This window comes from Rhodococcus sp. LMD, assembly GCF_056108245.1.
In genome coordinates this window covers 706,383-721,241 of record NZ_CM148557.1, presented here as the reverse complement: position 1 = coordinate 721,241, position 14,859 = coordinate 706,383, and the positions used below count along the sequence as shown (strand labels likewise).

General features: G+C 71.1%; 13 protein-coding genes. 7 read left to right on the top strand and 6 right to left on the bottom strand.

The features are described from left to right. Positions 1-73 precede the first annotated feature (73 nt). The 3 genes from kstD (at position 74) to ACWPQI_RS03305 (ending at position 4,562) form a co-directional block, all read left to right on the top strand. Positions 74-1,786: a 3-oxosteroid 1-dehydrogenase gene (gene kstD, locus ACWPQI_RS03315; RefSeq protein WP_059174920.1), complete on the top strand. Its 1,713-nt coding sequence runs from the start codon at positions 74-76 to the stop codon at positions 1,784-1,786. A 50-nt stretch (positions 1,787-1,836) separates the two neighbouring features. Continuing rightward, positions 1,837-2,697, top strand: a complete 861-nt coding sequence (locus ACWPQI_RS03310) for a MaoC/PaaZ C-terminal domain-containing protein (protein ID WP_010594513.1) — start codon at positions 1,837-1,839, stop codon at positions 2,695-2,697. Positions 2,698-2,816: 119 nt separating this feature from the next. Next, complete coding sequence (locus ACWPQI_RS03305) at positions 2,817-4,562, top strand: cholesterol oxidase substrate-binding domain-containing protein (RefSeq protein WP_040273814.1); 1,746 nt, start codon at positions 2,817-2,819, stop codon at positions 4,560-4,562. A 33-nt stretch (positions 4,563-4,595) separates the two neighbouring features. Here ACWPQI_RS03305 and ACWPQI_RS03300 read toward each other — a convergent pair whose 3' ends face one another. Further along, the gene (locus ACWPQI_RS03300; RefSeq protein ID WP_040273811.1) at positions 4,596-7,169 is read right to left on the bottom strand and encodes a non-ribosomal peptide synthetase; all 2,574 of its coding nucleotides are present in this window, start codon (positions 7,167-7,169) and stop codon (positions 4,596-4,598) included. A gap of 9 nt (positions 7,170-7,178) precedes the next feature. Then, the gene (gene zapE / locus ACWPQI_RS03295; protein WP_017680920.1) at positions 7,179-8,147 is read right to left on the bottom strand and encodes a cell division protein ZapE; all 969 of its coding nucleotides are present in this window, start codon (positions 8,145-8,147) and stop codon (positions 7,179-7,181) included. A gap of 46 nt (positions 8,148-8,193) precedes the next feature. Between zapE and ACWPQI_RS03290 the strand changes: the two genes are divergently transcribed. Continuing rightward, the gene (locus ACWPQI_RS03290; RefSeq protein WP_017680921.1) at positions 8,194-8,829 is read left to right on the top strand and encodes a TetR/AcrR family transcriptional regulator; all 636 of its coding nucleotides are present in this window, start codon (positions 8,194-8,196) and stop codon (positions 8,827-8,829) included. A 66-nt stretch (positions 8,830-8,895) separates the two neighbouring features. Here the strand turns inward: ACWPQI_RS03290 and ACWPQI_RS03285 are convergent, their stop codons facing one another. Then, entirely contained in the window at positions 8,896-9,798 is a 903-nt protein-coding gene (locus tag ACWPQI_RS03285; protein WP_474738641.1) for a LysR family transcriptional regulator, read from the bottom strand. A 73-nt stretch (positions 9,799-9,871) separates the two neighbouring features. On the opposite strand from ACWPQI_RS03285, the gene ACWPQI_RS03280 reads away from it, so the two are divergent. Together ACWPQI_RS03280 and ligD are read left to right on the top strand one after the other, a co-directional pair. Beyond that, a complete protein-coding gene (locus ACWPQI_RS03280; RefSeq protein WP_225222883.1) occupies positions 9,872-10,924 on the top strand; it encodes a DMT family transporter in 1,053 nt (350 codons plus the stop codon). 71 nt (positions 10,925-10,995) lie between these two features. Then, a complete protein-coding gene (gene ligD / locus ACWPQI_RS03275) occupies positions 10,996-11,973 on the top strand; it encodes a non-homologous end-joining DNA ligase (protein ID WP_040273806.1) in 978 nt (325 codons plus the stop codon). 59 nt (positions 11,974-12,032) lie between these two features. Here the strand turns inward: ligD and ACWPQI_RS03270 are convergent, their stop codons facing one another. Continuing rightward, positions 12,033-12,536 carry a COG4315 family predicted lipoprotein gene (locus tag ACWPQI_RS03270; RefSeq protein ID WP_017680923.1) on the bottom strand — a complete coding sequence of 168 codons (504 nt, stop codon included), beginning with the start codon at positions 12,534-12,536 and terminating at the stop codon, positions 12,033-12,035. Further along, positions 12,533-13,279, bottom strand: coding sequence for a flavodoxin family protein (locus tag ACWPQI_RS03265; protein ID WP_010594522.1), 747 nt, complete (start codon positions 13,277-13,279; stop codon positions 12,533-12,535). Before ACWPQI_RS03265 ends, ACWPQI_RS03270 begins: the two co-directional genes overlap by 4 nt. Positions 13,280-13,415: 136 nt before the next feature. Here ACWPQI_RS03265 and ACWPQI_RS03260 point away from each other — a divergent pair, with 136 nt between their 5' ends. Further along, positions 13,416-14,357, top strand: a complete 942-nt coding sequence (locus ACWPQI_RS03260; protein WP_010594523.1) for an ADP-ribosylglycohydrolase family protein — start codon at positions 13,416-13,418, stop codon at positions 14,355-14,357. A gap of 203 nt (positions 14,358-14,560) precedes the next feature. Here the strand turns inward: ACWPQI_RS03260 and ACWPQI_RS03255 are convergent, their stop codons facing one another. Then, on the bottom strand, positions 14,561-14,836 hold the full coding sequence (locus ACWPQI_RS03255) for a hypothetical protein (RefSeq protein WP_010594524.1): 276 nt from the start codon (positions 14,834-14,836) through the stop codon (positions 14,561-14,563). Positions 14,837-14,859 lie beyond the last annotated feature (23 nt).

The window sequence follows — 14,859 nt, the reverse complement described above, 5'->3', positions numbered from 1 at the left end:
CGCGTGGTGTGCGGGTGATCTTCCTGGCAGAAGGGATGGACTCACCGCGCCATCATTCTATAACGTGTTCTACATGATCAAGCAGGAATACGACATCGTCGTCGTCGGCAGCGGCGCCGGCGGAATGACCGCCGCGCTGACCGCCGCGCACCGGGGCGCGAGCGTCGTCCTGGTCGAGAAGGCACCGCACTACGGCGGTTCGAGTGCGCGCTCGGGCGGCGGGGTGTGGATTCCGAACAACGAGGTCCTCGGGGCGGCCGGCGTCACCGACACCCCGGAGGCGGCCCGCACCTACCTGCACAGCATCATCGGCGACGTGGTGCCCGCCGACAAGATCGACACCTACATCGACCGCGGGCCCGAGATGCTGTCCTTCGTCCTGGAGCACAGCGCCCTGGAACTGCAGTGGGTGCCGGGCTACTCCGACTACTACCCCGAGGCCCCCGGCGGCCGGCTCGGCGGGCGGTCCGTCGAACCGAAGCCGTTCGACGGCAAGCGACTCGGCGACGACCTCGCCCTGCTCGAACCCGACTATGTCAAGGGCCCACCCAACTTCGTCATCACCCAGGCCGACTACAAGTGGCTCAACCTGCTCATGCGCAATCCCCGCGGGCCGGTCCGCGCCGCGAAGGTCGGCGTGCGGTACCTGTGGGCGCGGGCCCGCAGAAGGCACCTGCTGGTCCGCGGCCAGGCACTCATGGCCGGACTCCGCATGGGTCTGCGTGACGCCGGAGTACCGCTGCTGCTGAACACCGCTTTGACGGACCTCGTCGTCGAGGACGGGGTGGTGCGCGGTGTGCGGGTCGAGTCGGACGGACAGCAGCGCACCGTCCGGGCCCGCCGCGGCGTCGTGATCGCCTCCGGCGGTTTCGAACACAACGAGCAGATGCGCACGCAGTACCAGCGCGCGCCGATCGGCACCGAGTGGACCGTCGGCGCGAAGGCCAACACCGGGGACGGCATCCGCGCGGGCCAGTCCCTCGGCGCCGCCGTCGATTTCATGGACGACGCCTGGTGGGGCCCGTCCTTCCCGCTCACCGGCGGCCCGTGGTTCGCCCTGTCCGAGCGCAGCCTGCCGGGCTCGATGATGGTCAACGCGGCGGGCCGGCGCTTCGTCAACGAATCCGCCCCGTACGTCGAAGCGGTGCACGCCATGTACGGCGGTCGGCACGGCCGGGGCGACGGGCCCGGCGAGAACATCCCGTGCTGGATGATCCTCGACCAGCGCTACCGCAACCGCTACACCTTCGCCGGCATCACGCCCCGCAGCCCCTTCCCCAAGCGCTGGCTGAAGGCGGGTGTCGTCGTCCGCGCCGGCTCGATCGCCGAGCTCGCCGGGAAGATCGGGGTTCCGGCCGCCGCCCTCACCGCGACGGTGGAACGCTTCAACGGTTTCGCCCGGGCGGGCCGGGACGAGGACTTCGGGCGCGGGGAATCGGGCTACGACCACTACTACGGCGACCCGCGCAACAAGCCCAACCCGAGTCTCGGCGTCATCGACAAAGCCCCCTTCTACGCGATCAAGGTGGTGCCCGGCGATCTAGGCACCAAGGGTGGCCTGCGCACCGACGCCGACGCCCGGGTCCTGCGCGAGGACGGGACCGTGATCGAGGGCCTCTACGCGGCCGGCAATGCCAGCGGTCCCGTCATGGGCCACACGTACGCCGGACCGGGCGCCACGATCGGCCCGGCCATGACCTTCGCCTATCTCGCGGTCCTCGATGCACTCGCCCGGCCGGAGCAGCCGGCGGTGCCGCCGGTCTCCGAGACCGTCGAACAGCACTGACCCGCACCCGGCCGCGCCGATCTCCGTCCGCCGAACAGAAAGGCTCATTCGTGCCCATCGATCCCGCCGTCGCGCTCGGCGCCGAACTGCCCGTCCAGGAATTCACCTGGAGCAGCAGCGACGTCCAGCTCTATCACCTCGGCCTCGGCGCCGGAGCCCGTCCCACCGACCTCGGTGAGCTCCGCTACCTGCGCGACGGCGACCCGCAGGTCCTGCCCACCTTCGCCACCGTCGCGGCGACGTTCCACGCGACCGAGCCGCCGAAGGTGTCGTTCCCGGGTGTCGAGATCGACCTGGCGAAGGTGGTGCACGGCAGCCAGGAGGTGACGGTGCACGCTCCCCTGCCGCCGGAAGGCAAGGGCCGCACCGTGACCCGGATCGCCGAGGTGTGGGACAAGGGCAAGGCCGCGGTCATCGTCCAGGAGTCGACGACCACGGATCCGGCCGGTAGTCCGCTGTGGACGGCCCGTTCGTCCATCTTCGCCCGCGGCGAGGGCGGCTTCGGCGGCGAACGCGGACCGTCCGAGTCCGTCGAACTTCCCGGCCGGGCACCCGATTTCGAGGTGGACGTCGCGACGCTGCCGCAGCAGGCCCTGCTGTACCGGCTGTGCGGCGACCGCAACCCGCTGCACTCGGATCCGGAGTTCGCGACAGCCGCCGGATTTCCCGCCCCGATCCTGCACGGGCTGTGCACCTACGGGATCGTCTGCAAGACGATCACGGATGCGGCCCTCGCCGGGGATGCCGTGGCCGTACGGGGATTCAAGGCTCGATTCGCCGGCGTCGTCTTTCCCGGCGAGACACTGAGGGTGCGCGCCTGGCGGACCGGCGACCGCGTGCTCGCGACAGCCGCGGTGGTCGAGCGTGACCTCGCCCCCGCCCTCACCGACGTCGTCCTCACCCTCGCCTGACCCCGTCCTCCCCCAGCACCGCCCTCCCCCAGCACCGCCCTCCCCCAGCACCGCCCTCTCCCAGCACCGCCCTCCCCCAGCACCGTCCCGGCACGGGGCGGTGAGAAAGCAGCGCATCCATGACGATTCGCACCGAACCCCTGCGCCTGTCCCGTCGCGGTTTCCTCGCGGCCGGCGCGGGTGCCCTCGCGGCCACCGCGCTCGGCGGCTGGACCCCCGTCCACGCCGTGCCGGCCGGCTCGTCCGGCGCCACGCTGCCCACCCCGGCCGCCTTCCCCGACGGCATCGCCCTGTACCAGCAGGCCTACCAGAACTGGTCCAAGGAGATCATGCTGGACGCCATCTGGACCTGCGCCCCGCGCAGTCCCGAGGACGTCGTCCGCCTCGCGAACTGGGCCCACGCCCACGGGTACACCATCCGGCCACGCGGCGCGATGCACGGGTGGACGCCGCTGACCATCGTCAACGGCGCACCGATCGACAAGGTGATCCTGGCGGACACGATGGTGCACCTGAACGCAGTGTCGGTGAACCCCGGATCGGCACCCGCCACCGTCACCGCCGGTGCGGGCGCGACGCTCGACGCGATCACCACGGCGCTGCAGGCGAACGGACTCGGCTGGGCCAACCTTCCCGCGCCCGGCGTACTGTCCGTCGCCGGTTCCCTGGCCGTCAACGCCCACGGCGCCGCGTTACCCGCCGACGGCGAAGCGCAGGTGCCGGGGAACACGTTCGGCTCGCTGAGCAACCTCGTCACGGAACTGACCGTGGTGGCGTGGAACGGGAGCGAGTACGCGCTGCGCACCGTCACGCGCGCGGACGCCGACAGCACCGCACTGCTCACGCACCTGGGTCGCACGTTCGTCACCTCGGTCACCCTGCAGGCCGGGCCGAACACGCGGATGCGGTGCCAGAGCTACACCGACATCGACTGGCGCGAACTCTTCGCCCCCGCCGGCGCCGCCGGACGCACCTTCGAGAGCTTCGTGCGCGCTTCCGGGCGTGCGGAGGCGATCTGGTACCCCTTCACCGACAAGCCGTGGATGAAGGTGTGGTCCCTCGCCCCCGAACGGCCGGCCACGTCCCGCGAGGTGTTCGGCCCCTACAACTACCCGTTCTCGGACAACGTCCCCGAGCCGGTCACCGATCTGCTCGGGCAGATGACCGCCGGGAATCCGGCCGTCGCCCCGGCCTTCGGCCAGGTCTACTACAACACCACCGTCGCGGGCCTCGCCGCCACGAACTCGAGCGACATCTGGGGCTGGTCGAAGGATCTGCAGTTCTACATCAAGGCCACCACCCTGCGGCTCACGGAGGGCGGCGGCGCGGTCCTCACCAACCGCGCCAACATCGCGAACGTGATCCACGACTTCACGCAGTGGTTCCATCAGCGCATCGAGCACTACCGGGCACTGGGGCAGTACCCGCTCAACGGCCCCGTCGAGATCCGATGCTGCGGACTCGACCAGCCCGACGACGTGCAGGTCCCGTCCGCCGGGCCGCCGACCATCTCCGCGACCCGCCCGCGACCCGATCACCCCGAATGGGACACCGCGATCTGGCTCAACGTGCTCGGGGTGCCCGGTACACCCGGGATGTTCGCGTTCTACCGCGAGATGGAGCAGTGGATGCGCGGACACTACGACAACGGCGGCGCCACGTTCCGTCCCGAATGGTCCAAGGGCTGGGCGTTCGGTCCCGAGCTGCCCTACACGGACCAGCGGATCGTCGAGCAGGTCCTGCCCGACACCTACCGCGAGGGCGTGCCCGCGGACGAGAACTGGGACTCGGCGCGAGCGGTGTACAACCGCCTCGACCCGCACCGGATCTTCAGCAACAGCTTCATCGACCGGCTGCTGCCCTGACGAGAGGTCGGCCCGTATCCGCACCCCCCGGTGCTACTTGCGCGCGTCCTCACGCGCGCGAGTAGCACCGGACCGCGCGAGCATCGCGCCGACGGGACCCCTGCCCAAGCGGCCCCACAGCTGTCCCAGCCGCACCCACAGCTGCCAGTACGCCACACCCACGACGAGTGACGCCGCGAACGCGAGCCACGGGTCGATGTCCCGCAGTTGCGGATAGACCGTGAAGTGGGTCAGGTAGATGTACAGCGACGACGCGGCGAGCACCTCGGCCGGCCGCACCAGCAGCACCGGCCACCACATCCGCGGCACCCAGATCAACAGGAGCAGCCCACCGATCACGAGCGCGGTGCGCTCGGGTTCGGCGTGGAAGAACCCCGGTACGGTCGCGATCGCCACGGCGGAGACCACCAGCCGTTGCCACCCCGCGTCGGCCCGGGCTGCCGCCCAGCCCAGCGGAAAGAGCCAGAACACCACGTACGAGGCGAGGATCTGACTGGTCGGCATGTCCGGCCCGAGCACCTCGTACCGGGTCAGCAGCCCCAGGCCCACCAGTCCGAGCGGGAACGCGAACGGGAATCGTCGCTCGTGCCGGTCGAACCACGGAACGGCGAGCAGCAGAGCCACCGCGACCAGCGCGTACACCAGTGCCTCGACGAACCAGTACCGCCACTCCCTCGTCCAGGCGGGCGGTCCGAACACCCCGTTGAGCAGCAGCACACTCGACCAGCGGTACTCGCCGGTGATCACGTGTACCGCGCCGATCCACACGGCGGCGGGTGCGGCGACCCGCGCGACACTGAGCAGGGTGGTGCGCAGCCGTTCGGCGCGAGGCTTGGGCAGCTGGAACCGCGCGTAGTTGTAGCCCGCGGCGGCGAGCAGCACATGCGCTCCCCCCACGAGGGCGAACAGGTGCAGGTGCGAGCCGACGATGAACACGATCGCCACGGCACGGATGAGCACGTTGGTCTCGACGGTCCGCCAGCCTCGCGGTGTCCGGCGCGACGACGGGCTCAGCTCGCGCAGCGGCGTCGTCGGCCAGTCCGCGGGCAGGTGCCCGAGCAGCCGCTCGAGCCGCACCGACATGCGCACGTACGACAGCGAGTCGCCCCCGAGGCCGACGAACGTGCTGTCGTCGGTGACGTCGTCGCGGCTGAGTACGTCCGCGTAGAGCTCCCGCAGTTGCCGGAGGTCGGCGGCCCGAGATTCGGGGGCCGGCCGCGGCGGCACCGGGGTAGCGCCCAGAGCGGCGACAGCGCGGTAGTCCGGTTTGCCGTTCGGTGTGCGGGGCAGCTCGGCCACGACGCACACCCGCACCGCGGACTCGGGCAGTCCGCTCGCGCGCGCCGCGACCGCCCGTACGTGCGCGGCGTCGGCGGACTCGACGGCGACGATCAGTTCGTCGTCGCCGCCGGCGCAGCACGCGGCGAGTTCGTGGCGCGTGAGGACGGATTCGATGCGTTGCAGATCGATGCGAAGACCGAACAGCTTCGCGAAGCGCGATCGACGGCCGACGATCCGGTACAGCCCGGCGTCGGTGCGGACGGCGAGATCACCGGTGCGCAGTTCGTCGACGGTGCGCCCCAGAGCCAGATCGGACGGGTCCGTGGCATAGCCGAGCATGACGTTGGGCCCGGTGTAGACGAGTTCGCCGGCACCGTCGCCGGCCTCGGGCACGGGGTCGATGCGGAAGGCGCCGCCGGGGACGGGGACGCCGATCGTGTCGGGGTGCTCCGCGGCGAGATGCGGGGGCAGGTAGGCCATGCGGGCGGTGGCCTCGGTCTGCCCGTACATCACGAAGAACCGCCACCCGCGGCGATGGCCGAGGCCGACGTAGCGGCGGACGCGGTCGGGGTCGAGGCGACCGCCGGCCTGGGTGACGTAGCGCAGGTGCGGCAGGGCCATGTCCGCGAAACCGACACGGTCGAGCAGGTCGAAGGTGTACGGCACGCCGGCGAGTGCACTGATCCGGTGCCGGTGCACGAGGTCCCAGAATCCGGGGTCGGTGACGGACCGGTCGGTGAGCACGACGCCGGCGCCCCGCAACAGGTGGCTGTGCAGCACCGACAGCCCGTAGCAGTAGTGCATCGGCAGCGTGGTGATCGCGCGGTCGGTGTCGCGGATGTCGAGGTAGTCGGCGATGGCCTCGGCGTTGGCCTGCACGTTGCGGTGCGACAGGCGGACGAGCTTGGGCGAGCCGGTCGAGCCGGAGGTGCTCAACAGCAGCGCCAGGTCGGGGTGCAGGTCGTGGCCGGTGCCCTCGGCGAGTTCCTCCAGGCGGCCGCCGTCGACGACGACGTCGGGCCGGTACGCCTCGATCGTCGCGGCGAGGGCGTCGGGCCGGTCGCCGGGCACGAGCAGGACGGGATGGCCGGCGGACAGCGCCGCCAGGTAGGCGACGATCGCGTCGACGGTGTTGGCTCCGACGACGAGCACGAGCCGGCGGGTGGTGCCGAGTCGGTCGGCGATGCCGGCGACCCGCTCGGCCAGGTCGCGATAGGTGATCTCGGCGCCGTCGCAGACGAGTGCGGTCCGTTCGCCGTGCTCGGCGAGGCGTCGGACGAACGGAACCGTCGGACAGTCGACGAGCTCGGTGGAACGTGGTGACACCGCGGCAGTCTATAAGGTTTGGCTGTCCTGAATCCAGGCTCGGGCGGGTTCGCGGAGCAGGGCGAGGCGGCTGAGCAGCCGGTCGACGTCGGGTTCGGCGGGGACGGACGTCGCGAAGTCGGCGCGCGCGACGGTGGCGCACACGGTGAGCCGGGCGCCGGCGTCGCACAGCACATCGACGACGTTGCCGAAGCGGCGCAGGGCGTCCGGGTCGACCTCGCGCAACGGCGGGACGCCGGTGACGATCCACTCGCGGTGGTCGCGAAGGACTGCGAGGTAGTCGGCGGGCGCGGTGGGCGCGCAGCACAGGTCGGCGAAGTCGAACCAGACGACGCCGCCGCGCACGGCGAGCGCAGGCAGAGCCCGGCCCGACGGCCGCAGCGTTCGCCGCTCTCCCGGTTCCGGCAGGTCGAGGACGCCGGGCGAGAGGAACTCGCCCGACCCGAACCCGCCGTCCGGTGCGGGCGCGGCCGTGCGGCGACGGTCGATCGGCCCCCCGACCTCGACCACCTCCATCCGGCGTTCGAGCAGGACGATGGTGGGTTCGAACAGGTGGTGGAACAGGGGGTTGGGCAGCAACCCCGACGGCGGATAGTTGGAGGTGGCGACGAGCGCGACGCCCCGTCCGAGGAGGGTGCGCACGGCACGCGCGACGAGCATGCCGTCGCCGATGTCGTGGACGTGGAACTCGTCGAAGCACAGCACGCGGGCGTCGCCGACCGCGGCATCGACGGCGTCGTCGATCGAGCCGAGTCGATGCGCATGCGCATGCAGGGCGGTGAAGAAGCCGTGGAAGTGGTGCCGTCGCGCGGGCACGGGCACCGTCTCGAGAAACCGGTCCATCAGCCACGTCTTGCCCCGGCCGACCGGCCCCCACAGGTAGACGCCCGACGGGGAGGCCCGCCGGGCAGCGAGATCGCCACCGAGCCGATGCAGCGCCTCCGCGCCGGCGCGCTGGTGCGGATCGTCCACCGTCATCCTCCTCTGCACGTGCCGGGGACTCTACATGTGTAGAGTTCCGGGCATGGCCCGCAGTCCCGATCGCCGCGCCCTGATCGCCGAGACCACCCTCGACCTGATCGCCCGTGACGGACTGCGCGCCCTGACCCACCGGGCGGTGGACCGCGCCCTCGACCTTCCCGACGGTTCGTGCTCGTACTACTTCCGCACCCGCAGCGGTCTGATCGATGCGGCCGTGCGCCGTCTCACCGAACGCTCCCGTGCCGAGTTCGCACACTCCGGCCTCACCCGGCCACCGGCCCCGATCGACGTCGACGCCGCCGCGCGAGCGGTCGCGACGGTGCTCGACCACAACCTGAGCCACCGCCGCCGGGATCTGCTCGTGCGGTATGCCCTGGCCACCGATCCGACCATCGCCGCCGAACAGCGCGCCGCCCTGGCGACCTCTCTGTTCTCCCGCGAGGCCGCGCGCGGCCTCGCGCTCGCCTGCGAAGCCGAGGACGCCGACGGCGCAGCCGCCGATCTCGTGAGCCTGGCCGAGGGACTGACCGCGGACCGGCTGCTCGGCGCCCGGTCGCTGGACGGTGTCACCGCCGGCACGGAGGAGAGCGTCGCGCTACTGGCCCGGCCGATCGCGGTGTTCCTCCGGGGCCTGCGCCCCGAGCGGGACGTCGGCACCTGCGGAGGCACGCGCACGTAATCGATTGCGGCAGGCGAGAACCGGAGGTGGACGCACCGGGATCGCGGAGGCGGTCCACTGGCACACTCAGGTACCGATCCCGGCAAACGACTCGCTGAGCGCCGCGATACCGGCGCGCACCGCGGGCCGGTCGTTGTCCCGGCGCCGGAGGGCGTAGATTTCCCGCTCCAACGTCGGCCGTACCGGCACGATCGCGATCGTCTCCGGCACCCACACCCGAGCCAGGCGCGGCACCAGTGCGGCGGCGAGGCCGTGCGCGACGAACTCGAGCTGGGCAGCGAACTCCGGCACCTCGTAACGGACCCGGGGCTCGACGCCCCGCTTGCGCAGCGTCTGGACCAGCCAGGTGTGGAAGACGGCACCCTTCGTCCAGGTCGTCCACGGCATCTGCGCGATCTCGTCGAGATCGACGTAGTCCCGGTGCGCCAGAGGATGATCGATCGGAAGCGCAACGTCGGCGGAATCACGGTGCACGAGCGTGCATACCGCCGCTTCGGGGAGCTGGAACGGCATCGTGACCCAGCTGTCGACGACGGCCAGATCCAACTCACGCCGAACAACCGCAGGGACGAGTTCCTCGGTCTCATCGACGACGAAACCGATCCGGAGTCCGGCGTGGCGGCGCTGCAGGGCGGCGATCGCCGCCGGAGCGACGACCCGGCTCGCCGACGCGAACGACCCGATCTGCAGGTCTCCGACCACGTCGCGCTCGAGGGACACGACCTCCGATTCTGCTTGCGCCAGAAGGGATATCACCTCTCGCCCACGGCGCGCCAGCAGGCGGCCCGCATCGGTGAGCTGCACTCCGCGACCGGACGGCACCAGCAGCGCCACACCGACCTCGCGCTCGAACTTGTGCAACTGCTGCGATACCCCCGACGGGGTCACATGCAGGGCCTGCGCCGCCGCACTGATCGAACCGTACTCGGCGACCGCACACAGGGCCCGGAGGCGCTCGACGCTCAACACGGTAGTAACTCTACCGATTCATCGGCACGAATATTTACTTGTGCTCACGGGTCGGCCCCTCGAGAATTCGAGCATGACCTCCGGACCGCGCCTGCCGCCTGTGCTCGTCGCCCGCCCCCGCTTCACCGTCACCCCCGTGGATCCGCGGGTGACGGTGCTGGCAGGTGCCGCGGCGACGTCGCTGACGGCCGGCCTGATCAAGCTCTCCGGGGTGTCGCCGGCGACATCGACCCTCTTCCGGTGCGCATTCGCTCTTCCCGTACTGGGCCTTCTTGCCCTGCACGAGATTCGGCGACACGGAGGCATTTCACGCCGCGTGCTCGCCACCCAGGCGCTCGGCGGCGCGATGCTGGGCATCGACTTCGCGCTGTGGGCACGATCGATCGAGATGATCGGTGCCGGAATCGCCACGGTCGTCGTCAACGTCCAGGTCGTCGTCGTCCCGCTGCTGGCGTGGCTGGTCTTCCGCGAACGGGTTCCGGTGCGCTTCGTCCTGGCGGTTCCCTTCCTGTTCGCCGGTGTCGCGCTCGCCGGTGGAGCCCTGTTCGGCGGCGGCGAGACCGATCGGTCGATGTGGGGAACACTGCTGGCACTGGCCGCAGGCCTCGCGTACGGCACCTACCTCTTCGTCGCCGGTCGGGCGGGTTCGGAACGAAGAGCCTCCTCGCAGGTGTTCGTGTCGACTCTCGTCGCCGGCGTCGTCGGCACTTCCGTCGGCTCGCTGTGGGGCCCGGTCGACCTCACCCCCGGTTGGCCCGCCCTCGGATGGCTGGCGATGCTGGCGCTGAGCGGCCAGGTGCTCGGCTGGGTCCTGATCGGAATCGGCCTCCCCCGGCTCCCGTCCGAGGTCGGCGCGACGCTGTTGCTCGCTCAGCCCGTGCTGGCGATGGGGGTGGCGATCGCCCTCGTGCACGAGCGCCCCACTCTCGTCCAGTCGATCGGATGCGCGGTCGTGGTCGCCGCCGTCTGGTTCGTCAGCCGCGCACCGGCGACCCCCGAGCGGCACGACCGGCAGGCGCCACCCCCACAGATCGATCCCATCTCGTTATCCACCCGCCCCCGCGCCGTGTGCCCACCCGCCGACCTGGGGGCACGCCGCGGCGCACAGCAGAGTACATCGGTGTAATTCTCTGTGGCCCAGCGCAATTCTGCACTCGAGGGCTGCACATCGCGCTGCCGCACCGGATAATCCCTACCATGCCCCCAGCCCGCGCCTCCGTCCCGGCGCCGATGCTCGCCACCGCCGGCCGCCCGCCGATCGGCACCGGATGGGCGGTGGAGATGAAGTGGGACGGCGCACGCACGGTGGCGATGTGCGACGGCGAGCGGTGCCGGCTCCACAGCCGCAACGGCAGGGACGTCTCCGGGATCTACCCGGAGCTGACGATCGCGCTGTCGGCGCTGGCTCGCGGCCGTCCGACGGTCGTCGACGGCGAAATCGTCGCGCCCGACCCGCGGACCGGGGCGCCGTCGTTCCCCCGGCTGCAGAGCCGCATCCACGTGGCGAAACCGACGGCCGCGCTGATCAGGACCACACCCGTGGAGTTCTACGCGTTCGACCTGCTCGCGCTCGACGGCGCACCGACGACCGGGCTGCCGTACCTCGAACGCCGTCGCCGGCTGGTCGACCTGTCGATGTCCGGTCCTCTGGTCCGCACCCCACCGCACTGGATCGGCACCGATACGAAGATCCTGCTCGACCTCGCCCGCGACCACGGTCTCGAAGGCATCGTCTGCAAGCGGACCGACTCGACCTATCAGCCGGGACGCCGGTCCCCGGCATGGATCAAGACGGCGCTGCGCAGGAACACCGAGGCCGTCGTCGCCGGGTGGTTGCCGGGCACCGGTCCGCACCGCGCCACCTTCGGGTCCCTGGTCCTCGGCGCCCACGACGACGACGGTCGTCTCGTCCACATCGGCAACCTCGGCACGGGCTTCACCACCGCGGGGCGACGGGCCCTGTGGGAGCGGCTCGACGAACTCGAGCGGCCCACCTATCCGTTCGACGTCACGCCGCCGGCCCCCGTCGTCCGGGCCGCCCGGTGGGCCGAACCCGTACTGGTCGGCGACGTCGAGTACCGGGAGTTCACGGGCGACAGTCTCCGGCACCCCAGCTGGAAGGGGTTGCGACCGGACAAGGAGCCGGACGAGATCCTCGTTCCGCCGCTGCCGTAGCGCCGCGGGATCTCCCGGACGCGTCGTCCACCGTCACGGCGGCCGGTGGTGACCTCGGGTCACGGGAGTGGGACGCCGACCTCGTCGACCGCCAGCCACAGCCCGCCGAACTCCTCCACCCGGTGGCACAGCACCTGCCCGGGTTCCTCGTCGGCATAGAAGTACAGCGGATGCCCGGCGTACGTGACCTGGGTGGTCCCGTCGGAGCGCGCCGTGGTCCCCAGCAGTGCCTGGTCGGCGTCGCCGGCCGCGACGGGGGCGCCGACGGTGAGGACCGGCGGCCACGCCACGGCGCAGTCCCCGTAGCAGTCGGGAACCGTGCCCACCTCCCGGTCGAAGATGTAGATCGCCTGGTCCGTCCGGTCGAAGAGCATCTCACCGAGGGGACCGTTCGCCGTGGTGACCACCGTCGACTCTCCGGCCGCGGTCACCGCGGGGCCCGACGCCGGGGCGGCATCGTCGGTGCTGTCGTCCGTCGCCGCACAGGCGGTGGCGACGAGCATCGCGAGCGGGAGGATCGCGCACCGCGCGGCAGGGGCACGCCCGCCGAGTCGCGCCGTCACCGGTGCTCGGGATTCTCGAACGAAGGATGACAACCGGCATCCCACAGGGAGCGTTGATTGCCCCCGACTGGAAAACCGCCGGCCCGCACGAGCAGCGCGGCGGTGTGCATGAGGTTGTAGGTCATGAAGGCGGTGTTGCGGTTGGTGAAGTCGTTCTCCGGACCGCCCGACCCCGGATCGAGGTATGACGGGCCCGGACCGGCCTCCCCGATCCAGCCGGCGTCGGCCTGCGGCGGGATCACGTATCCGAGGTGCTGCAGGCTGTAGAGGATGTTCATCGCGCAGTGCTTGACGCCGTCCTCGTTGCCGGTGATCAGGCAACCGCCGGCGCGACCGTAGTACGCGTACTGGCCGTGCTCGTTGAGCAGCGACGAACAGCCGTAGAGACGTTCGACGACCTTCTTGGTGACCGACGAGTTGTCACCCAGCCAGATGGGGCCGGCGACGACGAGGATGTGCGCGGCGAGGATGCGCTCGAACAACTGCGGCCATTCGTCGCTCGGCCACCCGTGCTCCGTCATGTCGGGGTACACGCCCGTCGCGATGTCGTGGTCGACGGCCCGGATCTGGTCCACCCTGACGCCTTCCCGTTCCATCAGCGCCACACTGCGATCGATCAGCCCCTGCGTATTGCTGGTCTCGGGCGACCGTTTGAGTGTGCAGTTGACGAACATGGCGCGCAGCCCCTCGAACCGGCGCGATCCGTCCGTGCCCTGCAACCCCTCGAAAGCCGGTTCGGTCATGGGTCCTCCCACACGAGATCCGCACGCCCACGATAGACCGCGACGACTGCCCACGGAAGCGGTTCCGCGTCCGTCCTGCTGCCGGCGACCTCCGGTAACGTGCGGAACATCTGGCCCAGGGAAGGGACCGGCACCGGTGACGGACGAACTCGACGCAGCCTCCTACCGCGACCGGATCGCGGCCGCACTGACCACGTACGCCTGCGGAGACGCGTTCGGCGTCCCCTGGGAGGGCGCGGACTCCGCGGACATCGATCTCGGGACGGCGGCAACCCTGCCCGTCCGGCCGGGCCGGCCCCGGGGCGCGACGTCCGACGACACGGCGCTCACCCTCCTCGTGGCCGAGGTGCTGACGACGACCTCGAACGAGGACCCGGGCTCGAGGTTCCTGCGTCTGCTCAGCGAGCGCGCCGAGACCGTCCCGGGCCTGGGGCCCTCCACACTGGCCGCGATCCGGGCCTTCCGCGAATCGGGCCGGCGTCCCGAGACCGGTGGCGACACGAACGGCGCTGCGATGCGGGCTCTTCCGGCCGGTTGGGCGGTTCCGGTCGACGAACCGGATCGCCGGCGCGCACTCAGCCTGGGTCTGTCCCGGGTGACGCATCCGTCACCGGACGCGCAGTGCGCGGCAGCGGTGATCTCGGCGTGCGCCTCGTGGTCGCTGGAAGGCGCGGACGCGCAGCGGTTGCTCGAGGTGGCCCGCGACGAGGCGCGCATCGCGACCGGGGAATTCGGTGGTGGCCGTCGTCTGGGGGACCTCCTCGCCGCGGTCGCGACGGACCGCTGGAGCGCCGCCCCGTCGGGCGTTTCGCTCGAACCGTACGACACCGTCGCCGCCGTGCTGCACTGCATCGTCACGGCGCGGTCGCCGATCGACGCCATGCGCGCCGCCGTCGCGCTCGGCGGGGACACCGACACGGTCGCCGCCCTCGCAGGCGGTCTGCTCGGTGCCGGATTCCCGTCCGCGGAGGCAGCGCTCACGCAGATCCCCTGGTCGTCCGCGGTGCTGCTGCCGGACGCGGCCGTCGTCACCGGATTCGCGACCGGTCTTGCCGCGGCGCGAGCCGCCGGCCGGTAGACCGCCGGTCACAGGACGCGGTCTCGGTGCGGCGCCGCCGGCCGGGAGGCGAAGGCGCCGCGGCGTTCGTGCCGGTGTCGTCCATGACGGTCGACGGGAACGGGTGTGGCGTCTTCACGGGAGAGCGTGGAACTCGAGCTGGGCTGCCGGTGCGGAACCGTCGGAGCAGTTGCCGGGGTGCGCGTCGAGACGGGTATCGAACGTCAGGCCGCCTGTGCGACCTCCGCGCTCGTCACCGGGATCGACTGCTGCGATTCCGCCTGCGCGACGGCCGCCGAGGGCGCACCGCAATGCCCGGTCGCCCGGCACACCAGGTGTGTGGCCGCGCAGAAGATCCCACCGAGTACTGCCCACAGCAGCGAACCGAACATCCACAGCCCCACCACCGCCACGGCCAGAATCAGTATGCCGTCCAGCACGAAAGCCATCGTGGGATGTGCAACCAGCGGTTCGTCGTTGCCCTGCCGTTCCGACTCCATACGCCCGTCTCCTTTCCTGCCGA